General features: G+C 53.6%; 25 protein-coding genes and 1 tRNA gene. 5 read left to right on the top strand and 21 right to left on the bottom strand.

Annotated features, from left to right (window positions below; translation table 11 throughout):
• Positions 1-185 precede the first annotated feature (185 nt).
• The 5 genes from dmul_RS05000 to dmul_RS04975 all read right to left on the bottom strand — a co-directional run bounded on the left by dmul_RS05000 (position 186) and on the right by dmul_RS04975 (position 6,659).
• Positions 186-1,061 carry a radical SAM protein gene (locus dmul_RS05000; protein WP_020876979.1) on the bottom strand — a complete coding sequence of 292 codons (876 nt, stop codon included), beginning with the start codon at positions 1,059-1,061 and terminating at the stop codon, positions 186-188.
• Positions 1,062-1,274: 213 nt separating this feature from the next.
• Entirely contained in the window at positions 1,275-4,022 is a 2,748-nt protein-coding gene (gene acnA, locus dmul_RS04995; RefSeq protein WP_020876978.1) for an aconitate hydratase AcnA, read from the bottom strand.
• A gap of 391 nt (positions 4,023-4,413) precedes the next feature.
• Positions 4,414-5,553, bottom strand: coding sequence for a sodium ion-translocating decarboxylase subunit beta (locus tag dmul_RS04985; protein WP_020876977.1), 1,140 nt, complete (start codon positions 5,551-5,553; stop codon positions 4,414-4,416).
• A 64-nt stretch (positions 5,554-5,617) separates the two neighbouring features.
• Positions 5,618-6,037, bottom strand: coding sequence for an OadG family protein (locus dmul_RS04980; RefSeq protein ID WP_020876976.1), 420 nt, complete (start codon positions 6,035-6,037; stop codon positions 5,618-5,620).
• Positions 6,038-6,197: 160 nt separating this feature from the next.
• Complete coding sequence (locus dmul_RS04975) at positions 6,198-6,659, bottom strand: Crp/Fnr family transcriptional regulator (protein WP_020876975.1); 462 nt, start codon at positions 6,657-6,659, stop codon at positions 6,198-6,200.
• 379 nt (positions 6,660-7,038) lie between these two features.
• Between dmul_RS04975 and dmul_RS04970 the strand changes: the two genes are divergently transcribed.
• A complete protein-coding gene (locus dmul_RS04970; protein ID WP_144016463.1) occupies positions 7,039-7,587 on the top strand; it encodes a hypothetical protein in 549 nt (182 codons plus the stop codon).
• A gap of 51 nt (positions 7,588-7,638) precedes the next feature.
• Here the strand turns inward: dmul_RS04970 and dmul_RS04965 are convergent, their stop codons facing one another.
• From dmul_RS04965 to kdsA, 16 genes are all read right to left on the bottom strand, one after another.
• Positions 7,639-8,529: a polyprenyl synthetase family protein gene (locus tag dmul_RS04965; RefSeq protein ID WP_020876973.1), complete on the bottom strand. Its 891-nt coding sequence runs from the start codon at positions 8,527-8,529 to the stop codon at positions 7,639-7,641.
• Positions 8,530-8,582: 53 nt separating this feature from the next.
• Positions 8,583-9,746, bottom strand: coding sequence for a 3-dehydroquinate synthase (locus dmul_RS04960; RefSeq protein WP_020876972.1), 1,164 nt, complete (start codon positions 9,744-9,746; stop codon positions 8,583-8,585).
• Between the two features lie 136 nt (positions 9,747-9,882).
• Entirely contained in the window at positions 9,883-10,740 is an 858-nt protein-coding gene (locus tag dmul_RS04955; protein WP_020876971.1) for a sugar phosphate isomerase/epimerase family protein, read from the bottom strand.
• Between the two features lie 96 nt (positions 10,741-10,836).
• A tRNA-Leu gene (locus dmul_RS04950) sits at positions 10,837-10,923 on the bottom strand.
• Positions 10,924-10,934: 11 nt separating this feature from the next.
• Positions 10,935-11,354, bottom strand: a complete 420-nt coding sequence (secG, locus tag dmul_RS04945) for a preprotein translocase subunit SecG (RefSeq protein WP_020876970.1) — start codon at positions 11,352-11,354, stop codon at positions 10,935-10,937.
• A 20-nt stretch (positions 11,355-11,374) separates the two neighbouring features.
• Positions 11,375-12,133: a triose-phosphate isomerase gene (gene tpiA / locus dmul_RS04940; protein ID WP_020876969.1), complete on the bottom strand. Its 759-nt coding sequence runs from the start codon at positions 12,131-12,133 to the stop codon at positions 11,375-11,377.
• Positions 12,134-12,229: 96 nt separating this feature from the next.
• Complete coding sequence (locus tag dmul_RS04935; protein ID WP_020876968.1) at positions 12,230-12,643, bottom strand: PTS sugar transporter subunit IIA; 414 nt, start codon at positions 12,641-12,643, stop codon at positions 12,230-12,232.
• 39 nt (positions 12,644-12,682) lie between these two features.
• The gene (gene rapZ / locus dmul_RS04930) at positions 12,683-13,531 is read right to left on the bottom strand and encodes an RNase adapter RapZ (protein ID WP_234979138.1); all 849 of its coding nucleotides are present in this window, start codon (positions 13,529-13,531) and stop codon (positions 12,683-12,685) included.
• 48 nt (positions 13,532-13,579) lie between these two features.
• Entirely contained in the window at positions 13,580-14,038 is a 459-nt protein-coding gene (locus dmul_RS04925; protein WP_020876966.1) for a PTS sugar transporter subunit IIA, read from the bottom strand.
• Between the two features lie 246 nt (positions 14,039-14,284).
• Positions 14,285-14,815, bottom strand: coding sequence for a ribosome hibernation-promoting factor, HPF/YfiA family (hpf, locus tag dmul_RS04920; protein ID WP_020876965.1), 531 nt, complete (start codon positions 14,813-14,815; stop codon positions 14,285-14,287).
• Positions 14,816-14,829: 14 nt separating this feature from the next.
• Positions 14,830-16,281: an RNA polymerase factor sigma-54 gene (gene rpoN / locus dmul_RS04915; protein ID WP_020876964.1), complete on the bottom strand. Its 1,452-nt coding sequence runs from the start codon at positions 16,279-16,281 to the stop codon at positions 14,830-14,832.
• A gap of 2 nt (positions 16,282-16,283) precedes the next feature.
• Entirely contained in the window at positions 16,284-17,006 is a 723-nt protein-coding gene (gene lptB, locus dmul_RS04910; protein WP_020876963.1) for an LPS export ABC transporter ATP-binding protein, read from the bottom strand.
• 1 nt (position 17,007) lies between these two features.
• The gene (locus dmul_RS04905; protein WP_020876962.1) at positions 17,008-17,583 is read right to left on the bottom strand and encodes an LptA/OstA family protein; all 576 of its coding nucleotides are present in this window, start codon (positions 17,581-17,583) and stop codon (positions 17,008-17,010) included.
• The gene (lptC, locus tag dmul_RS04900; RefSeq protein WP_040415678.1) at positions 17,564-18,142 is read right to left on the bottom strand and encodes an LPS export ABC transporter periplasmic protein LptC; all 579 of its coding nucleotides are present in this window, start codon (positions 18,140-18,142) and stop codon (positions 17,564-17,566) included. The genes dmul_RS04905 and lptC overlap by 20 nt, the downstream gene beginning before the upstream one ends.
• Positions 18,129-18,695 (bottom strand): KdsC family phosphatase, encoded by a 567-nt coding sequence (locus dmul_RS04895; protein WP_020876960.1) that lies wholly within the window; start codon positions 18,693-18,695, stop codon positions 18,129-18,131. The genes lptC and dmul_RS04895 overlap by 14 nt, the downstream gene beginning before the upstream one ends.
• Entirely contained in the window at positions 18,692-19,507 is an 816-nt protein-coding gene (kdsA, locus tag dmul_RS04890; protein WP_020876959.1) for a 3-deoxy-8-phosphooctulonate synthase, read from the bottom strand. The genes dmul_RS04895 and kdsA overlap by 4 nt, the downstream gene beginning before the upstream one ends.
• Positions 19,508-19,655: 148 nt before the next feature.
• Here kdsA and dmul_RS04885 point away from each other — a divergent pair, with 148 nt between their 5' ends.
• From dmul_RS04885 to recA, 4 genes are all read left to right on the top strand, one after another.
• Entirely contained in the window at positions 19,656-21,011 is a 1,356-nt protein-coding gene (locus tag dmul_RS04885; protein WP_020876958.1) for a M23 family metallopeptidase, read from the top strand.
• A 43-nt stretch (positions 21,012-21,054) separates the two neighbouring features.
• Complete coding sequence (locus dmul_RS04880; RefSeq protein ID WP_020876957.1) at positions 21,055-22,221, top strand: homocysteine biosynthesis protein; 1,167 nt, start codon at positions 21,055-21,057, stop codon at positions 22,219-22,221.
• A 69-nt stretch (positions 22,222-22,290) separates the two neighbouring features.
• Complete coding sequence (thpR, locus tag dmul_RS04875) at positions 22,291-22,860, top strand: RNA 2',3'-cyclic phosphodiesterase (RefSeq protein WP_020876956.1); 570 nt, start codon at positions 22,291-22,293, stop codon at positions 22,858-22,860.
• Between the two features lie 171 nt (positions 22,861-23,031).
• Positions 23,032-24,069 carry a recombinase RecA gene (gene recA, locus dmul_RS04870; RefSeq protein ID WP_020876955.1) on the top strand — a complete coding sequence of 346 codons (1,038 nt, stop codon included), beginning with the start codon at positions 23,032-23,034 and terminating at the stop codon, positions 24,067-24,069.
• Positions 24,070-24,149 lie beyond the last annotated feature (80 nt).

The raw sequence follows: 24,149 nt of genomic DNA, 5'->3' as shown, positions 1-24,149 counted from the left end.
GTTTCATTTCAGATGTAAGCCCATGAAAATCGGACAAAAACAGGGCAGACAACCGGATCGCGCTTTTCTGTCCCGATCAGATCGGGATCTTGACGACCGATTGTCGTTGATATCGGCCGGCATGACTGATGTTCCGGCTTCGCGCACCCTTTTAGACAGGACCTTTCAAACGATATGATAATGGCCTATAACGCCCGCAGCCATTCAGGTTTCAGTTTGATTCCGCCGGACAGGGCTTCGTCTATCAACTTGAGGACGGTCTCCCGATCCTTGGGAAGCCTGGCCTTGATGGGCAGGTAATTGGAGGCATGGTTGGCATGAAACAGTCCTCGGGATATGTGGGTGTGAGCGATCATGGTTCGCAACTCCATGAGCATCTCCTCAGGCGCCATCAACTCGAAATGCCCCGAGGTATATTCGTCGTGGAGGGGCGTTCCGGGAATCAACATAAGGCTCAAAGCCCCCACGTATTCAGGGTCGATAGCGCTGAGGACCCGGCCGGTGGCCTCCGCATGGATTCGGGAACGCGCTTTTCCGGCCAAGCCTAAAAGCACCGTGAGGGAAAGCTTGATGCCGGCTTTGCGGATCTTTTGTCCCATTCTGATCATTTTATCGGCATCAGCGCCCTTCCGCACCTTGTCGAGAGTGACGTCATCCCCGGACTCCAACCCCATATAGGCAATTTTCAGTCCGTGGGCGTGAAGCGCCGCGAGATCTTCATCGCTTTTCAGATCGATTCCCTTGGTATTGGCGTACAGACCAACCCGCGTAACCCAGGGCAGCCGACGCTGGATCTCCTTGAGAATGTTCAGAAGCCGCTGTTGCGGGATGATCAGGGCATCCCCGTCACAGATGAAGACGCGCCGCACGTCGGCGTAATGTTGGGCGGCATAGGCAATGTCGGCATAAATTCTTTCGTCGGACTTTATCTTGAAGCGAAGTCCCTTGTAAGCGCCGCAGAAGGTACATTTGTTGTGGGAACAGCCGACGGTGGCCTGCAGCAGGATGCTGTAAGCCTCGCTCGGCGGCCGGATAACCCGGTGGGGATGTTCGTAGTGCATCGATATCGCTCCCATTATACTGAAATATTTCTTTTTTGTTTCTCTTCTTCAATCGCCCCCACGTTTACGCAAATTGCGTCGGAGATGCAAGCCTTATTTTGGCGGAAATACAGGGGCATCAACCCCATGAGAGCGGTTCGAAAGCGGCACCCGCATTTACCCGCCGGCTTCCGCTCCTCCGTCCGATCCGACGGAAGCGGAAGCCGGGCGGTATCAATCCTTCATGAGCTTTCTCAGAACATAAGGCAGAATACCCCCATTCTGAAAATAGTCCACCTCGATGTCCGTGTTCAATTTGGATTCAGTCTCGAACTCTCTCACGTCGCCGTCCTTTGTGACGGCCCGGACTTTGATGATGCTTCGGGGTTTCATATCCGCCAGGCCGCTCAGCGTATAGGTTTCCGAACCGTCCAGACCGAGTTGCCGCCATCCCTCGCCTTCCTTGAAAACGAGCGGCAGCACACCCATGCCCACGAGGTTACTCCGATGGATCCTCTCGAAGGATTCGGCGATAACGGCCCGAACGCCCAGGAGAATGGTGCCCTTGGCGGCCCAATCCCGGGAAGAGCCGGTCCCGTACTCCTTGCCGCCCATCACCACCAGGGGAACCCCATCAGCCTTGTATTTCATGGCGGCCTCGTAAATGAATGCCTCCTCGTCCTCTGGAAATTTTCGGGTGTAACTGCCCTCTTTGGGGGCCGTCATCTGATTTTTGATCCGGATGTTGCCGAAGGTGCCCCGCATCATCACCTCGTGGTTGCCCCGACGGGAGCCGTAGGAGTTGAAAGCCTTGACGTCCACACCTTTCTCGACAAGATACCGACCAGCGGGATATTCCGCCGGAATCGCCCCGGCCGGCGAGATATGATCGGTAGTCACCGAATCGCCCAGAAGGAGCAAAGGACGCGCACCGTCGATATCCTCGATTTTTCTTACTTCGAGGTCAAACCCTTCGAAATAAGGAGGATTCTTGATATATGTGGATGCCTCGTCCCATTTGAAGGTGGTGCTCTCAGGGGTGTCCAGCGCCGCCCAGAATTCGTCCCCGTCAAATATTCTGGCGTATTCCTTCCGGTAGAACGTCTGCTTGACATGCCGCTGGATGAAAGACTCGATCTCGCTTCGGCGGGGCCAGACATCCTCGAGATAGACCGGCTCTCCATTCGGATCCAGACCCAGGGGACGCCTGAGGAGATTGACGTCGATCCGTCCGGCGATGGCAAACGCGACCACCAACATCGGTGAGGCCAGGAAATTGCCCTTGACGGCCTGGTGGATCCGCGCCTCGAAATTCCGGTTTCCTGAGAGGACTGAAGCCACCGTCAGATCGTGTTCCCGAATCAGGCGCTCGATCTGAGGATGAAGCGGACCGCTGTTGCCGATGCAGGTGGTGCATCCGAATCCTGCCAAATGGAATCCCAAGGCCTGAAGGTAGGGCATCAGGTCGGCATCCTCAAGGTAATCCACCACGACCTTCGAGCCGGGCACAAGGGAGGTCTTGACGTGAGGCGGCACTTTGAGCCCCTTCTCAACGGCATTCTTAGCCAAAAGCCCCGCCCCCAGCATGACATAGGGATTGGATGTGTTGGTGCACGAGGTGATGGCGGCGATGACGATGCTCCCGTCCCCCACGCTCACCTCCCTGCCGTTGATGTTCGTAGTGAACCGTCTTCGGCCGCTCGGCGCGCAGTAGGCTTCCCGATGAGTGACGGAACCCGACTCGTCAAGAAATTTTGAGATGTTGTCGATGTCGGCATCTCTTTCGTGACCGCATTTCAGCATATTGTCGAAGTGGCTTTCCAGGTCGTTCAGCACAATGCGGTCCTGAGGCCGCGAAGGTCCGGCCAGGGAAGGTAAGACAGTGGAGAGGTCCAGATCCAGAACGGCCGTGTACTCGGGCGTCTCATCTCCGGTGTAGAAAAGGCCCAGCTCGCGCGTGCATCGCTCCACGACCCGGGCCTGGGCCTCCCGATCGGTTATATCGAGATAGTCGATGGTCTTTTCGTCTACCGGGAAAAACCCCATGGTAGCACCGTACTCCGGGGACATATTGGCGATGGTGGCCCGGTCGGGAACAGTAAGGCCCTTCATTCCCGGACCGAAAAACTCGACAAACTTTTCGACGACATTGTATTCCCTCAACATCTGCGTGACGGTCAGCACCAAATCCGTGGCCGTCACGCCGGCCCTGAGTTCACCGGTCATCCGTACACCGATGACCTCCGGAATGGCCATGAAATACGGCTGGCCAAGCATGACCGCTTCCGCCTCGATGCCGCCGACACCCCACCCCATGACCCCGATGCCGTTAATCATGGTCGTATGGGAGTCCGTTCCGACAAGGGAGTCAGGGAAGGCCGCCATACCGCCGTCCGACGTCGCCGTAATCACAACACGCCCTAGATGTTCCAGGTTGACCTGGTGGCATATGCCCGAATTGGGGGGCACAACCTTGAAATTGTCGAAGCTTTTCTGTGCCCATTTGAGCAAGGCGTACCGCTCGCCGTTACGCTCGTATTCCTTGGCCACGTTTTTTCTGAGAGCGTCGGCGGTGCCATAGTAATCCACTTGAACGGAGTGATCGACGATCAATTCAACGGGAATCATGGGATTGATTTTCCGAGGATCGCCACCCAACGCTTTCATGGCATCTCTCATGGCCGCCAAGTCAACGACGGCGGGAACGCCCGTAAAGTCCTGCATCAGCACCCGAGCCGGATGATATGGAATTTCCACCGGCGCCTCGTACCGTTTCCGCCACCGGGCGATATTCAGCAGGTCTTCTTCCCTGACCACACGACCATCCAGTTTTCTCAGCAGGTTTTCAACCAGAATCCGAATGGAAAAGGGCAACCTTTCAATATCGGCGATGCCTTTTTTTTCCATCAGACGGACGTCCATCACCGTATAGTTCCGGCCGTCCACCTTGACCTGGCGTAAAAATTCCTCTCGGTTAATCATTCCCCCTCCTTGATCACTGTAGGTTATCGTCCCGCAAGCCGTTTGCATGGAGACACGGCCATTTTCGAAAGTCGACATATGAGCGTACTATAGTATCGCTTTACGCCAACAATCAACACCCTTTTCCCGAAAGGGATTCTCCTCACGATGCTCACCGCTCAGCCGTTGACGTTGCATTTTTCCAACCGGAACAGGATTTCCATAAGCCGCGCGGTGTCGGCGACATTGCCTGTGATTTTTTGGCGTGGCTTCCGGAATAACGGCTGATAATCGACAAAGGGACCAAGAGCGGCATGCGTCGACTGGAAAGATTTTTCCGAGGATGTAGAAGGACGTAAAGGTTTTGTGATCGGGGCATTTCGCTGGTTCGGAATGCCCCGAGACGACACTTTTACCGCGCCAGAAAACTCCACATAACACCGGCGCCGATGGCTGAACCGATGACGCCGGATACATTGGGCGCCATGGCGTGCATAAGGAGGAAATTGGTCGGGTCCGCCTCATGGCCGACATGCTGAACCACCCGGGCGGAGTCGGGAACAGCCGAAACCCCCGCGGCACCCAGAAGAGGATTGATCTTTTCCCGCAGAAAAAGATTGATGAACTTCGCGAAAAGAACGCCCGATGCGGTCGCTACGCCAAAAGCAAGGGCGCCCAATATAAATATTCCAACGGATTGAGGCGTCAGAAATACATCCGCCTGGGTGCTGGCGCCCACGGTAATGCCCAACAGAATGGTAACCGTGTCGATCACGACCGTTCGGGCGGCCACGGCCAGTCGTTCCGCCACCACGCACTCCTTGAGGAGGTTGCCGAAAAACAGCATACCCAGAAGCGGCAAGGCTGCCGGGGCCAGAAGACAGCAGAGCAGAAACCCGATGACGGGAAACAGAATTTTCTCTTTCTTGGAAACCTCCCGGGGATCCTCCATTCGAATCAGTCGCTCTCTTCGCGTGGTCAGAAGCTTCATGATCGGCGGCTGGATCACGGGAACCAGGGCCATGTAGGAATAGGCCGCAACTGCGATGGGCCCGATCAGTCTGGGGGCCAGTTGAGCGGTCAGAAAGATGGCCGTCGGACCGTCCGCGCCACCGATGATCCCGATGGAAGCGGCTTCCTTAGGATCGAAGCCCAGGGCAAGAGCACCCAGAAAGGTAAGAAATATCCCCATCTGGGCCGCTGCACCCAGGAGCATGAGCAGAGGCCGGGCCAGCATGGTCGAAAAATCGGTCATCGCCCCGATCCCCAGAAAAATAAGGGGCGGATAGATGCCAAGAGTAACACCCATGTAAAGATAATGCAGGACGCTGTTGTCCTCGTAAATGCCCAGGCCAAGCCCCTGAAAAACCGGAATGTTCCCGACGAGAATGCCAAACCCGATGGGCACCAGAAGCAACGGTTCGTAATTCTTGGCAATGCCGAGATAAATGAAGATGAGCCCGACGCCGATCATGATCAGATATCGGTAATCGAGCATGTAGTATCCTGTATTGTTGATAAATTGTGTAAGCAAATCTAGCAGCTGTTCCATGGATTCCGCTTCCGCTCCTCTTTGTTTCCTGTTGTTTTACGACAATTTCTGCCGCATCGATAAATCATAACCGGGCGTTTTGGTTCCATCGATAATATCCCTCTCCGTCCGGAACGACGATATCGGACAGCAGAAGGGTGTTGAGCGTGGAATGGGGATGCGAAATGCCGCATCGTACGGCATTCTCAAGGAGCTTTGGAAGCGCGAACGGCTCCGCCATGCGGTCCGCCAGCAGCTTGAAATGTCGGGCAGGCTCCTGAATATTCCCCGGAATAACGATGCAGACCTCTTCGGTTGTCGCGTGTTTATCGCGTTTTTTACGAAACTGCTCGTAGAATTGGTCGCGATCCTCCCAGAAGGCCAGTATCTTGTGGAGTTGGGCGATGGCTACGGAGAGCAAGACAAGCCCCGTAAATACGATACTGATCCCCACTGCCGCAATGGACCAACCATTATGAGCGGAAATGGCTTCAAAACCGGTCAATGAATACCTCCTTTATCTGTGCATTTTATCCAGGGATCGTGATGATTAGACGTCAAATAAAGAAAATCGGGCAAATGACAACGACAATCGCCGAAAATGATTTAATTTCATACCAAATCACCCAAAGGTCGATCAAGCCGTATTTCTCTGGACCGAGACGTCAAACCTCCGGAGCGATACTGTCGGCATCCGACGACGCGCCTTCATCATTGAAGAAGGGACGCCGTTGGGCGATCACGTCGTTGAGCCTTCGCATGATCGTTTCACTCAGGCGGGCATTCCCCCGGAGCAGCTCGTTGAATTTATCCCCCGCCGCCATAAGAACCTCGCCGTCCGTCAGCGCCAGTGTCGTCCCGCGATAATCGAACGGCTCGAGCATGGTGGACATCCCGATCACGTCGCCCTTTTCATGAAGGGTGAAGGCTTTTCCATCCTTGAAGGAGATCATAAAATTGCCGGAAAGAATGATGTAGAAATTCTGCGCCGGATCACCGCGGCGGGTCAGCAATTCTCCCTCTCTGACCCGAATGGAATTGAAAAGCGCCTTCACCATCTCCAGATCCCCATGTTCAAGCCCCTCAAACATCTCAAGCTGTTCAAGAAGGTTGAGATCTACAGCCATAAGATTTCCTTTCTCGTTCAATCCCCGAAACACGGATGCATTTATAGTACGCCCTACTCCCCAAACGGTGTGAGCCCACCCTCGGTCAACCGCTATACAGCTCAGTGCTTCAGTTCAATGGTGTTAGATAACTCGGCGGGACGTAACAGAAAAAACGTAATTTTTCCCTATTCTCTTTATCATCATCAGAGACCATAGTAAAGAGAAGAGACAAATCTATCACCAAGTTTTTTTGATGCTGTTTAAATTTGTTGGGTTTTTGCCGAACATGCTTACTGTAAGGAGAGAAAAAACGGCACACATATGCCGTCTGAATTCGATAAAATGTGAGGTACGCAGAATGAGCCTGGATCAGAATGTCATAGAAGATCAAAACTTTTTGGAAATAACCTACCGCTGGTACGAACCCTACCACAAGGCGGCATGCATATTCTTCGGGGTGTGGAACATCTTGAGCTTTATTCTGTTCTACAATGAGCTGCTCAAACTGGTTTCCGGGCAGATGCCGGCGCTTAAAGCCGCCGTGGCAACACTGCTGTTCGTGCTGTTGTGGCTGGTTCCGGTATATTGGATGCTTGTTCTGGCCTTGAACCGTACAGTCATTCAACTTACCCGGAAAGAAATGGTGGTCCGGCATGGGCCGCTGCCCTATTTCATTTCCAATGAAATTTTTCCAACCCGGGATCTCAGAAACATCTGGCTCGAAAATGCGGATCCGGAGTCGGAAGAAGGAGAAGGGGCAACAGATATCATCGCCGTGCTCAAAAACGGCGAAGAACGCACCGTGATCAAAAACGTAAAGGATACCATGGATTCAGAGATAATCCGGGACCGGATCAATGCATGGCTCGAAAAAGCAGGCGGAACGTCCCGGAGGACCCCGAAGTCGATCTCACCCCCCAACCCAATGGTCAACAAGGCGACGTAGACCGCCACATCCCCTTTCCGCGGCAGGACGCCACAAAGGTAGAGGGGATGTCTATCGTTTTCTGTGAAGGATATATCCGGCGATGGCCCTCAGGGGCTCACTTCGGTCGTCAAACTGCGAAATGGCCGCCAGCGCCTCTTGAATCAGCTCATGCGAAAACCGCCTCGATCCCTCTAAGCCCATAAGGGCCGGGTAGGTACTTTTGCCGCGGTTCCTGTCGGTGCCGACGGCTTTTCCCATCACCAAGGGATCCCCTTCCACGTTGAGGAGGTCGTCCGTTACCTGAAACGCCAGCCCGATACGATCTGCGTAATGCAGGAGCGCGTTAATACGGTCCGCATCCGCACCGCCCGATATTGCACCCGCCGCCACCGATGCCCGGATGAGCGCACCGGTTTTCAGGGAATGCATCGCCTCAAGTGAAGTCGCATCCAAAACCAGTCCCTCGGCGGCGAGATCCCGCATTTGGCCCTCGATCATGCCTTTGCAGCCGGCAGCAACGGCGATCTCGCGGATAACCTTGAGCCTGCGCGTCGGGTCTGGGCCTTCCTGTTCGGCACCTTCCGCGAGAACCTCGAAGGCCATCGTGAGCAGCGCATCCCCCGCCAGCAGCGCCGTAGCCTCATCAAACTGAATATGGTTGGTTGGTCGCCCCCGCCGGAGGTCATCGTTATCCATCGCAGGAAGATCGTCGTGAATGAGCGAATAGGTATGAATCATTTCAAGAGCGCATGCCGGGATCAGCGCATGTGTCTCACCACCGCCCACGGCCTCCGCGGCAGCGATACAAAGAATGGGCCTGAGACGTTTTCCTTCGGCCAGCAGGGAATACCGCATCGCCTGAACGATTCGAAAGGGACTGTCGGCCTCACCGCAGAGGCGGTCAAGTGCCGCATTGACGGTCCGACGCTTTTCAGCGAGATAACGCTTCAAATCAAACATATCTCTATGTCTCTCCTCCGACACCATCTCTTGAAGCGTTTGAATCACACATTTTACCCGATATCTCTCAAACGGTCGACAGCTGCCGCAATATCATCCGGTGAAACGACGTTGACCTCTGTTTTTCGGCCGATCCCCATGGGTAACGTAATCGCCAGGTCGCCGCCAAGGTGCTCTCGGAATTGGGACAGCCCGACCATGATTTCCAGGGACCCGTCGGATACACGCCGATTGAGTCGTTCATCCCATACCGGCAGGCCGCAGGCCTTCAGTCCATCGACAATCCGGCCCCAGTCCGCCTGGGTCATCAACCCGAGGCGTACCGCGATATAGGAATCCAGAGCGATGCCGACGGCCACCGCCTGTCCGTGACCAATGGCATAATCGGACATATTCTCCAATTTGTGAGCGGCCCAGTGACCGAAATCCAGGGGTCGCGCCGAGCCGAATTCAAAGGGATCCCCGTTGCTTCGGATATGATCCAGGTGAAGAAGTGCGCACCTTTCGACGACTGTTGCCATGGCCGTCAGATCACGTGCTTTAAGCGCTGCGGCTGACCGTATCAGAAACTCAAAAAAATCGGCGTCCTTGATGACGGCAACCTTGAACGCCTCGGAAATTCCGCTGATCCATTGTTCAAAACTCAAGGTCGACAGGAACAATACATCGTTCAGCACTGCAAACGGGGGTGAAAATGTACCGATATAATTTTTCTGACCTTGATCATTTATGCCGTTTTTGACGCCAATGCCGGCATCGTTCTGCGCCAGCGTTGTGGTCGGCACCCGCAGAAGTCTCAGCCCACGGTGAACGACGGCCGACGCGAATCCGACCATGTCGAGTACCGCTCCTCCACCAACAGCGACAACGTAACTCTGCCGATCCAGACGACACTCGTTGATTTTATTGATGATATCGTGAACATGACGCCATCCGTTTTTAACCGATTCCCCGCCCGGAACCACGGATGGAGGTGCCACAAGATCGATATCGCCGGAATGATGAGCGAAATACTTTTGGATACGCAACAGCAGGTCTTCCCGGGCGGCGGCGGCGCCTGCATCCACGAAAACCAGGCAACGGTGCCGACGCAGCTCGTTTAGCCGCCCGGTCGCCTTCACCAGAATCGTGTTGTCGGGCGAAAAAAGATCTTCGGTAAAATAGACCGGATATTCAAAAGGGACTGAAAAGGACTGGATGTAGGGTTTCGCATTCATGACGGATCTGTTCCAATTCAACTTTCGACTTTCATGATGGTGACCGGACAGAGGCGCCGGGAGTATACGGCCTATGAAAGTCGAAAGTTGAGTTCCAAGTTATCAAAGTATGACGTCATTCCGGAATTCCTCAATTTTAATTGGAAATTCCGTCGATGTTCAGATCGGCATCCTGAAAAATCGGCGTCAGGTAAGCAAGCCCTTCACGACCGGCCAGTTCCGGCATATCCACGTAGGGATAAAGCTCCAGGCAGATGTCCCCGGCATATCCCAGCCGCTTCATGGCTTTGAACACCGAAATAAAGGAGATTGCACCGCGTCCGGGAACGAGATGGCGGTGGATCCGGGTATCGGCGATATCCTCGATATGGATATGACCAATCCACTCGAAAAGTTCCTCAAAGGCCGCGGCCGGATCTTCGCCGACACAGTAAAAATGACCGACGTCAAAATTTAGGCCGACGATCGGCGATGAAATTTCCTTCATGAATGCCTTGAATTGCGACGTATTTTCAATGAGGAGGTCCGGTTCCGGCTCTATGAGGATATGAATATCCAGTGCCTCGGCTTGAGGGATGACGCGTTCCAGTCCTTTTCGAAATAACACAAAGGCTTCGTGTTCACCAATGCCGTCGACAGGTCCGCCTGGCGGTATGGAAATGCATTTGCATTTCAGCCGTTCAGCGACCTTCAGACATGCCAGAGTGTGACGGATGCGGATCTCCCGTCGGGACTCATCCGGCTCGATCCAGGACGGCAGATAGGTATCTCCCACGGCAAACAGCGTAAAACAATTGAGGTTTGTGGCTTTCAAGCCGCATCGTTCAAGAGCGGCTGCCACGGCAGCCAGATCTTCCGCATTGAAATCAGGCGGATAAAGGTGAGGTTTGTCACACATGATCTCGATTCCCTTGAAGCCTATGCGCGCGATCTTTTCGATGGATTCGACAAGGGGATACTTGACAAATGCGTTGCTGCTGTATGCAAAGACCATACGCTTCCTTTCTCGGGGAATTCTCCGGAACAAAAAAAGCCAAGATGAAGGATCCTAACCGATTTAGATCCATCTCTTGGCTTCAATATCGAAAAATGGTGCCGAAGGCCGGATTTGAACCGGCACGGGCGTAGCCCACTACCCCCTCAAGATAGCGTGTCTACCAAATTCCACCACTTCGGCACAAGAAAAGATCATTCAACCGTATTCCCGGTACTGTTATCCGTCGGTGTGGTTTCCGTGGATTGAGGTGTTTGAACCGATTGGTCGTTCGTGGATGTGGTGTCGCCCTCCACGCTGCCGTCGTCGCCCGCCTCCGTACCCGAATCCACAGGATTCATCGTCTGATTGACCTTGGTGTCGGTCATGACGGAACCTTCCATGCGATGACCGGACATGTAAGCCAAGGTGAGCGAAGTGATCATGAAGATAATGGCTGCTGCCGTAGTAGCCTTACCCAGAAAAGTCGAGGCACCCGTACTGCCGAAGAGCGTGTTGCTCGCTCCGCCACCGAAAGCCGCACCCATATCCGCTCCCTTTCCTGTCTGTAACAAGACGATCATAATGAGAGCGATACAGACGATTACATGTATCACGATCAATAACGCGGACATCGACGATATAGTTTCCTTATTTATTGGAAATGAATGATTTTGCTGAACGTATCCGCATCCAAGCTTGCGCCGCCCACCAATGCCCCATCAACATCCGGCATTTCCATCAACGCCTTTATATTGTTGGGCTTTACGCTGCCACCATACTGTATCCTTATGGAATTGGCAAGCTCATTTCCATATTTTTTTTCGATTAAAGAACGTAGAAAGTTGTGAACTTCCTGAACTTGTTCCCGGCTTGCCGTTTTCCCGGTACCGATAGCCCACACAGGCTCATAGGCAATAACCAACATCGCCACGTCATCTGAGCGGAGGTCTTTTAAACCGTTTTGGACCTGTTTGTCAAGCACAGAAAACGTTTTTTTTGCCTCACGGTCATTCTCCGTCTCACCTACACAAAAAATAGGCGCGAGGCCGTGTTCTACGGCGGCTTTAATCTTTTTGTTCACCGTTTGGTCCGTTTCACCGAAATACTGGCGCCGTTCAGAATGGCCGATAATCACGTAACGACACCCGACATCCCGAAGCATGTTCGGAGATGTCTCTCCGGTAAATGCACCCTCGGCCTCCCAGAACAGATTTTGCGCGCCGAGACGGACGGCGCTTTCCCGAACGACATCATATACGGCGGTAAGCGCCGTAAAATTCGGGGCGATCATCACCTCGACCCCTGTAACGTCCGAAACCCGATTCACCAATGCTGTCGCAGTCTCCATCGCTTCACGAGCGGTTTTGAACATCTTCCAATTTCCGGCGATAAAAGGCTTCCGCTCTCCCATATTCACACTCCTCTCCGGCTTTAGCCGCCTCCCGGACCGTTCATCAAAAATGTCCGTCGGTTTCTTTGATTCAAAAGACCGGTGCGTTCGACCTTTTCATCCCCGCTTATTTCCTCTTAAAATGCCGCTGGCCATGGAAATGCTTCGTTTTCCGAAATTTTCCAGGCATTCGGCAAGCTCTCCAAGATCCATGTTTTCCCTGCTGTTGATCGCTTTGATGACGATCGGCAGATTAACCCCGGAAACGACATCTACATGACCTTCCCGAAGAAAGGAATAGCTGATATTGGACGGTGTGCCGCCGAACATATCGGTCAGTATCAAGGCGCCATGTTTTCGGGTGACTTCTTTCACAGCCCGCGCCACCTTGCCTCGAAGCTTGTCCACATCTTCCGTTATATTAATGGACACCGCTATCATAGCCTCCGGCCGAAATCCGACGATAAGCTCGGCCGTATCAATCAATACCGATCCCAGTTGACCATGTGTGACAATGACAATACCGATCATAATATTCCTAAATCATCTCTCTTACTCAGGGACAGGCGTCTAATTGTCTTTTCCGATATCCCTGTGAACGATGTGGACCCATCCATGCCGACCTTTAATGTGCTCATAAATCGAGCATGCGATGGCGACCGATCGATGTCTCCCCCCGGTGCAGCCAATAGCGATCGTCAGGTATGCCTTTCCCTCCTTTTCATACAAAGGTATCAGGAAATCAAGCAGGTCGGTGTATTTCTCGATGAATCGATGTGTTATGTCCCGATTTATCACATAGTTTTGAATTTCCGGTGCCCTGCCGTCGAGAGGTTTCAGTTCAGGCACAAAATATGGATTAGCGACAAACCGGACGTCCATTACCAGATCCGCATCGTTCGGCAGCCCGTACTTGAAGCCGAAGGTCAGAATGGTGATCCTCAGCGGAATCCGCTTTTCCTTCTCCCGGGCGATATCGAAAATACGAGATTTAAGTTCGTGTATCGTATAATTCGACGTATCGATCACTTGACCCGCTATGCGTCTCAAAGGCATCATCTTCTGCCGTTCGAGGCGTATCCCCTCCAGGACACCGCGAGTCCGGGCGAGGGGATGAAACCTTCGGGTCTGGGAATACCGTCTCAGCAGAACATTTTCATCAGCCTCGAAAAAAATAATCTCGAAACGGTAGCCTGTTTTCCCCAAAGATTCGAATACGCGCTCATATCGATCCAGAAAGTACTTCTCCCGGAGATCCATCACGAACGCCAACCCGGTGTATTCTTTCTTGATGGGCAGATTCAAAAAATCCGGCAGCAGTGAAACGGGCATATTATCGACACAGTAGAATCCCGCATCCTCAAAAGCCGCCATTGCGGTGCTCTTACCGGAGCCGGACAATCCCGTGATGATGATCATTTTCAATTCTTCCGGCATGCATCACCCGGAACCGCTATTAACATCGATTTAGAAGCTTTCATCCTCTTCCCTGATGATATTCAGCACATCCTCGCTGGTCTTCGCATTGCGCAATCGCTGCTTCAGGAGATCGTTTTTCAGGATTCTGGATATCCGGGACAACAGCTTGAGGTGGATGTCAATGGAATTTTCCGGCGTGACCAGCAGAAAAAAGATGTGGGTCGGTCGCCCATCCATGGATTCAAAATTGACCCCTTTGCGACTCAGTCCGAAGCCGACGACAAGGGAATCGAGCCCTTTCAGTTTCCCGTGAGGAATGCCGATCCCCCCGCCGATGCCGGTGCTCCCGAGTCGCTCACGTTCCATGAGAACCTTTACGAGGTCCGCCGGATCAGCACCGGAGGACTGTGCCAGGGGAACGACCAGTTCTTCGATAACGCCCTTCTTCTCAGTGGATTTCAGGTCGACGATAATCGCATCTTTTCGTAAGACATCAAGAATTTTCATGCTAAAACTGTATCCAGAAAAGCGACCTTTGTCTCAAGGCCTATTTGAGAAGTACGTCTTTGATCACTGACGCCGACACGGAGCAGGAAATTATCGATATTTGACCCGTGTTCCTTCGAAAATCTTTCCCCCGAATGAAAACGTCAGGACTCAGGGAGGCCCTCGGGGCTGCAATTATTCCGGCCCCGACCTTTTCAAGTGGGGCCTTTGCCGTGCCGACAGATGCCGATAAGGCATCATCGAGGTTTACTGGGGTTGAATCAGGCCGTAATGGCCATCATTCCGGCGGTATACGACATTGATCCGATCTGTTCTGGCGTTGGTGAACACGATAAAATTGTCATCGGCAAGATCCAGTTGCATCACGGCCTCTTCGGCATCCATGGGCTTATATTCCAGGGTCTTGACAATGATTTCAGCCTCGTCGTCCAAAGGACGCACATAATCAAATCCTTCGGGAGCCGTATCGACCTTCGCGCCGCCTCTGCCCCTCCGGTCTCGGATCTTCTGTTTGCTTCTCTTGATCTGTTTTTCAAGTTTGTCCATGACCATATCGATCGCGGAATACATATCGTTGGTCTCTTCTTTTCCGTTAATCTTAAGCCGGTCTCCGGTAATGTTTATTTCAGCAATATGGCGGAACTTTTCGACGGAAAGGACCACGCTCGCTTCGGCAGGATTGTCGAGAAAACGGTCGAATCGGTTCAGTTTGTCTCCTACATAGGCTTTAAGGTGATCTGAGGGATCGATATTTTTGAACGTAACAGATGTCTGCATAGTATAGACCTCCCTTAAAATTGTTTGCGTTTGTTCGATGGCAGTATTTTCATCATTTCTCTGTACTTTGCGACGGTTCTTCTCGCAATGTCGATGTTCGAGGCTTCCAGGATCCGTGAAATTTTCTCATCGCTGTATGGTTTCCTGGGGTCCTCCCCTTCGATAATCTGACGAATCCGATCCTGGACGCTCGCCGACGCGACGGCATCACCGTTTACCCGGTTGATGGAACTGTTGAAAAAGTACTTCAGCTCAAAAATACCTTGGGGGGTGTAGACGTATTTGTTTGTCGTCACCCGGCTGATGGTGGACTCGTGCATATCGATGTCTTCAGCCACATCCTTGAGAATCATGGGCCTTAAATGGGCTATCCCTTTTTCGAAAAAAGCCCTTTGATGTTTTAAAATACTCTCCATCACACGGTAAATCGTTTTCTGACGTTGCTGTATGCTTTTGATGAGCCAAGCGGCCGATCGCATCTTCTCCTGCATATACTCCCGGACCGATCCCGAAAGCGCGCCTCCCCTACCCATGGCATGGTGGTAAAAATGATTGACACGGAGCTTTGGCATACCGTCGTCGTTCAACACAATGACAAAATCGTCTTCCACTTTGTAGACATAAATGTCCGGCGTGATGTAATGGGATTCGTCATCGCTGAACTGACGTCCCGGTCTGGGTTCGAGACCCTTGATGACATTCACGGCGGCGATTACGTGGTCGATGCCGACCTTGAGGGCTCTGGCGATCGCCTTGTAATTCTTGTTTTCCAGGTGATTGATATGATGATTAATGATCTCCGTCACCACCGGATCGTCACATCCATAGTGCCTGGCCTGGATCAGCAGACTCTCCTGAAGATTCCGTGCGCAGACGCCGATCGGATCAAATCCCTGAAGCAGGGTGAGCACCTTTTGGACGCGATCCGTGTTCACACAACCCATCTCGGCAAGTTCCTCCACCGATACCTCCAGGAACCCGTTCCGATTCAAATTGCCAATAATGAGGCTGCCGATCTTTTCTTCCTCCGGTGAAGGCGATGTCATCAAAAACTGCCATAACAGGTGGCCGCTCAGCAGTTCCTTTTGAGCAATAAAGGCCTCGTAACGAGGTGCTTCCTTTTCTTCGGCCTCATAGCTGACCCTGCCTGGAGAATTATATTCCTCGATGTAACTGCTCCAGTCAATGTCCTCGGGGATTTTCTCCTCGATCTTCACTTCGAGGCTTTCCGGCGACGCGTCGTTTTTATCCGCCATGCGGTCGTCGTCCAGACCGTCCGCCGTTCGTTCTTCCAGGCGGATCTCTTCCTGGACCTCCTCCAACGCAGGGTTTTCCTCCAGCTCCTGTCGAATGGTATCCATCAGTTCCAGGCGAGACAACTGCAGGAGCTTGATCGCCATCTGGAGCTGAGGTGTCATCACCAGCTGCTGCGTCAGCTTGAGCTGTTGTCTGAGTTCAATTGCCATTGTTATAACCTGAATTCATCCCCTAAATAAAACCTTCGGGCGGTTTTGCTTGCCGCGATTCTTTCAGGGGGACCCGCCTCGATCACTTCTCCCGCATTCAAAATATAGGCGTAATCACATACCCCCAACGTTTCCCTGACATTATGATCGGATATCAGGATGCCGATACCCCTCCGCTTCAGATGTTCGACGATCTTTTTGATATCGATCACCGCCAGAGGATCGACACCGGCAAAAGGTTCATCCAACAGGATGAACGACGGATTGGTCGCCAGTGCACGACTGATCTCCAACCGCCGCCGCTCTCCTCCGGACAGGACGTTCGCCTTCTGGGTCTTGAGTCGAAGGATGCCCAACTCCTCCAGCAACTGATCCGCTCGCCGCTCCTGCTCCTCCCGGGGAATGGGAAGGAACTCGAGAATGGCCAGAACATTCTGTCGGACCGTCAGCTTCCGAAATATGGAGGTCTCCTGAGGCAGATACCCAACACCTCTCCTGGCTCGTTTGTACATAGGATAATCCGTAATGTCTTCCTCATCAAGATATACCCGCCCGTCATCGGGTTGAATCAGCCCTACGGCCATGTAAAAGGTAGTGGTCTTTCCGGCGCCGTTAGGCCCCAATAACCCAACCACCTGGCCGGATTTCACCGACAGACTTGCTGAAGCGACCACCCGGCGACCGTGATATGCCTTTACGAGGGACCTGAGGCTCAACTCCGCCACGTCAATTCAATCCCTTTTCTCCGGGGAAAAAAACGCCCTGGACATTGCCGTCAAACCGGATCTGACCGCTCTCACGATTGATCGATATCCTGGAACCCGAAATTTCCCCGCTGGAAGATTTGGTCACCCTGGAATTGGGGCCCGAAAGTATCAGAATCCGATCGGCGGTGGTGTAGACCGCCTCCCGGCTCTCCGCCACAGTATCATCGAAAGTAATCCTGACATTGCCGTTAGCAACGATCTTTTGGATGGAATCCCGCCCGGCACCATCTTTCTGATTCGATTTACCCGAACGCGTCCGGGGGTTTCCCTCGTAGTAGATTTTCAGACGATCCGACAGAATCTCCGTATCCCCCTGAAGCGCCTTCACGTTGCCGATGAATTCGGCATATTTTTCGGCGTCATTCACCACAAGACTTTCTGAAGTTATATGGATGTTCTCCTTCCCGGCAGGCCGGTCGGCAGGCGACGTCTCGGCCGAAACCGCCGAGGGGATAACCGTCTCGACCCACATGAGCGACATCAGGCAAAAGGCGCCGAAAAACCGTTTGAGAAGATTACAGTTCAATATCTTCACTCAGGATCCCCTTGACGTTTCCTTCCAGTATGGCTTGCCGTGTCTTCATATCCAGAGACGCCGAATCGGCGGTCAGATCAAATCCCGCCCCTGAAAGCACGACAGGAAGATTGGTGAAAAACCGGTGTTCCGCATTGTCGTAATTAAGGACCTCGGTCCTCAATTCGTATGTCGCGTCCCTCACGACGACGTCACCGCTCACACTGATGTTGTTCGAATCGGTTCGGACGGTTCCCTTTGCGGCGGTCATTACGATCTCCTCCCGTCCCTCCATAAAAAAAGTTACCGACGGCAGGGTAAAAACCGCCTGATTCTCGGCATTGAGATATTCGGCGGAAGCCGCGTTGAGGGACCATTCCAGCATGCCGTTCCGGACTGCGGTCTGCCGGACGGAGGAGATAGCCATTCCCGCACCCTCCTGAACGGTGGAAACCAGGCTTTCTTCCTCGTCCATCAGATGGCGGTATCCCGTAAATACGGCAATTACCGCCACCAACGTGATCGTTATGAAGAGCAGAAGTATGACTTTTATTTTTTTGAAAGTGTTATTTTTCATCATTCACGTATCGATTCATGACATTCCCCCACGCCCCCTGGGCTTTCAGGAGAGCCTCGCACACCTCGCGCACCGCTCCCCGCCCGCCCCGGCGGGTTGTGACCATGTCCGCATGCTCGATAAGAATGTCGTGGGCATCGGCGACGGCAACTGAAAACCCGACGCGCCGCATCAGCGGCAAATCCTGAAGATCGTCTCCCACAAAGGCAATCCGGCATGCCGAAACGCCTGTCGTTTTCACGATGTCATCCAGTACGGCCCGTTTATTCCTGACACCGTCGAACACCAGGTCGATTGCCAGATTTCGGCATCGATGTCGCAGCGCTTCCGATGTCCGCGCAGTGACGACCCCCACCCGGATGCCCGCATCCATTGCCAGGCGAATGCCGAGCCCGTCCTTGACGTCGAAGGATTTAATTTCGGCGCCTGATTCGGTATAGGTAATCCGGCCGTCGGTCATCACGCCGTCTACGTCCAGGAGCAGCAGCCGGATCTCCCTGAGCTTTTCAGTTTTCAGCGGAACATCACGTTCCGCTTCCGGTCCGGAAAGGATCATGCCACCTCCCGGATACGCTTCAGTTTTGACAGCAGCGGTGCCAGAGTGTCGATCTTGAGGGAATTCGGCCCGTCACATAGAGCATTGTCCGGATCGGTATGTACTTCGAGAAAGACCCCGTCCACCCCTGCGGCGACCGCTGCTTTTGCCAATACCGGGGCAAACTCCCGCTGCCCTCCCGACGCCGCTCCAACGCCCCCCGGCAGTTGAACGCTGTGGGTGGCGTCGAAAATGACCGGGCAACCTGTATTCCGCATAATCCCGATACCCCGAAAATCGACGACGAGATTGTTATAGCCGAAAGAAACGCCTCGTTCCGTGATGATCACGCGATCGTTGCCGACGGACCGGATCTTCTCGACGATATTCGACACGTCCCATGGGGCGAGGAACTGCCCTTTTTTAATATTGACCGGCTTTCCGGTCCGGGCAACGGCCAGGATCAAATCGGTCTGTCGACAGAGAAAGGCCGGAATCTGGATGACATCCAAGACTGCCGCAGCGGTATCCACGTCCTGGATGCGATGGACGTCCGAAAGAATGCGCAACCCCAGCTCTTGTTTGATTCTTTCAAGTGTCCTCAGCCCCTTCTCGATCCCCGGCCCCCGGAAGGAGTGAATCGACGTCCGGTTGGCCTTGTCATAGGAAGCCTTGAAAATCAGCGGGATCTGCAAATCCCCGGTCATTTCCTTGAGATACGCGGCAATCTCAAAAGCGCGCGATTCCTCCTCGATGACACAGGGCCCCGCAATCAGGACCAACGGCTGTCCGACGCCCATAAGCAAATTTTCGATATTTACCAAATTATTCATCCTGTTAATTTCCCTTAATAGCTGTTTATCGTGGGTGGGGTGAAAAGTCAAGAAACGAAAAACAGGCCTTGATTACAGCGGTTTTAACTGATATTGTCGCCCACGAAACATTCAGCGGGGAGGGTTGTATAATCCATTGAAAGATAAGATGAAAACATTGAAAAATCGAATTTTCCTTATCACGGGCATCCTGCTCCTTGCAGGACTGGGGGTCTTTCTCTATTTCAAGCTTGAAGGCAGCGGACCGACGGTAACGATCCAGGGATTGGAGGATACCGTCCAAGCCTCGAACGAACTCGACATCAGGATCTCCGATCCCAGGAGCGGTATCCGGAGCATCACCATCACCCTGGAAAAGGACGGCAAAAAGGTGGTGCTCTTTGATGAAACCTATCCGGCCATCAACATAATCGCCGGCGGGAAGGTCTCCGAAAAGGATCTGGCCGTCACCATCGAACCACAGAAACACGGTTTTTCCGACGGCAACGCCACGCTTCATCTGACGGCAAGGGATTATGCATGGCGGAGTTGGTGGCACGGCAATAAGACCGTCCTCGAGAAATCCGTGTTGATCGATTCCCATCCACCGAGAATCGAGGTCCTGAGCCGACAGCACAACATCAACCAGGGAGGCGCGGGCCTGGTGGTCTACAGATTGTCCGAGCCATGCCTTCGGCACGGGGTTCAGGTCGGCGACAACTTCTTCCAGGGGTACCCCTTGGCGGACGACAAAAACAACCGTCTGGTATGTCTGTTCGCGCTCGATTATCGTCAAGGGAAGGAGACACCGGTATCCATCAGCGCAGCGGACCGAGCCGGGAATATTTCCAAGGCCGGATTCTACCACCATATCCGAAGCAAAACTTTCAAAACGGATCTGATTCAACTCTCCGATAATTTTCTGGCTCAGAAAATGCCGGAATTCGACGACAGTCTCTTCAAGACGCCGCCAACGTCGCCGGTGGACAAGTTTCTGGCCATCAACAGGGAGATCCGTTCCGCCAATGCTCAGGAGTTCCAACGCCTGTCATCGATCTCCGATGGTACCATTCGATGGGACAACGCCTTCCTGAGGCTTCCGAACGCCGCCCGAAAGGCCAGCTTTGCCGATCATCGGGATTACCGGTATCAGGGGGAAACCATTGACCGACAAGTGCACCTTGGCATTGATCTGGCTTCCCTCGCCCACGCTCCGGTGCCGGCCGGCAACACGGGAAAGGTCGTTTTTGCCGGGCCCATCGGTATCTACGGCGAAACCGTCGTCATCGATCACGGCATCGGGCTGTTCAGCACTTATTCCCACATGAACAGCATTCAGGTTCAACCGAATCAGATGGTCAACCGGGGAGATATTATCGGCACCACCGGCACGACAGGGCTTGCAGGAGGCGATCATCTTCATTACGGTATGCTCGTCGGCGGCGTTTTTGTCAATCCGGTGGAATGGTGGGACCCGGAGTGGATCAGGAACAACATAACGCTTAGAATCGATACCATCGACTGATATCGTGCGAGAAACGATATCCCGTCGGATTCAGGAGCCATCCATGAAAGATTTCAAGGTCAACAAGACCTATCAAACCATCAACCGAAAAATTCAGAGTGGAGAAGCCGTTGTCGTGACCGCCGAAGAGATGATCGGGATCGTCAGGGAGAACGGTCCGGTGGAGGCGGCACAACAGGTGGATGTGGTCACCACGGGAACATTCGCTCCCATGTGCTCTTCCGGCGCATTTATCAACTTCGGACATTCGGTTCCCACAATCAAGGCGTCCAAGGTATGGCTCAACAACGTCCCCGCCTATGGCGGCATTGCGGCCGTCGATTGCTATATCGGTGCAACGGAGGTTTGCGAAGACGATCCCTTGAACAAGGTTTATCCGGGTGAGTTCAACTACGGCGGAGGTCATGTCATCGAAGACCTTCTTGCCGGAAAGAAGGTTCAGCTCCGAGCCACGGGTTACGGCACCACTTGTTACCCCAATACCCGTTTCGAAAAGAAAGTGAGTCTCGAAACCCTCCCTTACGCAGTGCTGTGCAACCCCCGAAACGGTTATCAGAACTATAACTGTGCCGTCAACCTCACCAACAAGACCGTCTATACGTATATGGGAGCGCTAAAGCCCAAAATCGCCAACGCCAATTACTGCTCCGCCGGACAGCTGAGCCCCCTGTTCAACGATCCCTATTACAAGACTATCGGCCTGGGGACACGAATATTTCTGGGCGGCGGCATCGGGTATGTCACCTGGGCCGGTACTCAGCACAATCCCGCTGTCGACAGGACGCCCCAGGGCACCCCGATGAAACCTGCGGGCACCCTTTTTGTTATGGGAGACATGAAGGGCATGAGTCCGGATTGGATCAAGGGGGTCAGTATTCAGGGATACGGATGCTCCCTTGCCGTAGGGTTAGGGATTCCAATACCCATTTTGAATGAAGAGATGGCTGGATACACCGGCGTTTCCGATGAAGACCTTTTCACCCAAGTGGTCGATTACGGCCATGACTACGGCAACGGCATCGCCAAAACTTACGGCCGGGTGAGTTACGCCGAACTGAAAAGCGGTGTCGTCACCATCGAAGGCGAAACCGTTCAGACCGTTCCCCTGTCGAGTATGGTGAAAGCCCGCCGGATCGCCGACATTCTCAAAGAATGGATCTCCGAGGGGACCTTCCTTCTGGGTGAGCCTCAATTTACGCTGCCGTCCTAGCTTTTCGGCGGCCCCTCTATAAATAAAGAAGGGGGTGCCCCCTCGGACGGGGTTGACGGCATGAGCGGCATGGATCGTATTAGAGCCTTTATCGCGTTTAAAATTCCGGAAAGCGTCTTGTGTCATATCCGGAGCATCCAGGAGACGCTTGCAGCCGGAGGGATCTCCATGCGATGGACTCCCGTCGAAAACGTTCATCTGACATTGAAGTTTCTGGGCGACATCCGACCGACGGCTGTGGAATCGATTTTTGAAGCGATGACGGGTTCGGTCCAAGCCGCATTCCCCCTCCGATTCAGCGCCAAGGGGCTCGGTGTCTTTCCCGGCATCCATCGGCCGCGAGTGCTCTGGATCGGCCTTAAAGGAGATACCGCCCTTCTCATCGATCTTCAGCGCCGACTGGATGTGGCCCTCGAAGCGCTGGGGTTTGCCCCGGAACTCAGATCGTTCAAGGCACATCTCACCATCGGTAGAGCTCGCGGACCGCTGAACCCCCAGAAGCTTGCATTGCTTTTGGCCTCGGCAGGTTCCGCCGAATCCCCCCAATTTTCGGTGGACAAATTGATTTTGTTTCAAAGCGAGCTTTATCCCAGAGGACCGATCTATACGGAATTGAAAACGGCCGTCCTGGCGGGTTGAGACGTTCCGATCAACAGACGGCCGGATACGAACGACTTTCAGAGCATGATGGCACCCGACATGCAGGGTGGTCATGTCGGCCATTGCCCGGCAAACTGAGACGCGGCACCACATTGCGGCCGGAAAGTCCATAACGATATGAAACAAATACAAATGTTCCAGGAGGGAAATATGAATATTTCACCCGATAAACAAAAAGCGGTGGAGTCCGCTATAACCCAGATCGAACGCCAGTTCGGCAAGGGCTCGATCATGAAACTGGGGAGCAAAGAGGTTCAGAATATCCCCGTCATTCCCTCCGGCTCGCTTGCCCTGGACAAGGCTCTGGGCATCGGCGGTTTTCCCAGGGGAAGAGTCATCGAGATTTTCGGTCCGGAATCCTCGGGGAAGACAACGCTGGCCCTTCATGCCGTAGCCGAAGCTCAGAAACAGGGAGGCATCGCCGCCTTTATCGATGCCGAGCACGCTCTGGACACGGTCTACGCCCGAAAGCTCGGGGTCAATTGCGACGAACTGCTGATATCCCAGCCCGACACCGGCGAACAGGCTCTGGAAATTGCAGATATGCTGGTCCGCAGCGGCGCGGTGGACATCGTGGTGATCGACTCGGTAGCCGCCCTGGTTCCCCGCGCGGAAATCGAGGGAGAGATGGGGGACGCCCATATGGGGCTCCAGGCCCGACTGATGTCCCAGGCCCTCAGAAAATTGACCGGCACCATCGGCAAGACGATGACATCGGTGATTTTCATCAACCAGATCCGGATGAAAATCGGCGTGATGTTCGGCAATCCCGAAACCACAACCGGCGGCAACGCCTTGAAATTCTATGCGTCCCTTCGCCTCGACATCCGGCGGATGGGTGCCATCAAAGACGGGCAGGAACAAATCGGCAACCGAACCAAGGTACGGGTGGTCAAAAACAAGATGGCACCGCCCTTTCGGGAGGCTGAATTCGACATTACTTATGGAGAAGGCATTTCGCGTACGGGCGACCTGATCGACATGGGCGTTGAGATGGGAATCGTCGAGAAAAGCGGCTCTTGGTATTCCCATGACGGCGATCGCATCGGCCAGGGTCGTGAAAACGTCAAGAAGTTTTTGGCCGAAAACCCCGAGGTCTACGACGCCATCCTCAAAAAGGTCCGGGTCGGTTTGGGGCTGGTCAAGGAAGACCAACCGCAACCGCCTCCCCAGAAAGATGCGGAGTGAGCGACGAAAGGGTCCGCAAAGCCGACAATCTCAAAGAGGAATGAGTGAGGCCTTAGGTATAGACGACAACATCTTGTGAC

This window comes from Desulfococcus multivorans, from assembly GCF_001854245.1.
Classification (GTDB): domain Bacteria; phylum Desulfobacterota; class Desulfobacteria; order Desulfobacterales; family Desulfococcaceae; genus Desulfococcus; species Desulfococcus multivorans.
The sequence above is the reverse complement of the archived record's forward strand: the minus strand, read 5'-3'. Positions and strand labels throughout refer to the sequence as shown.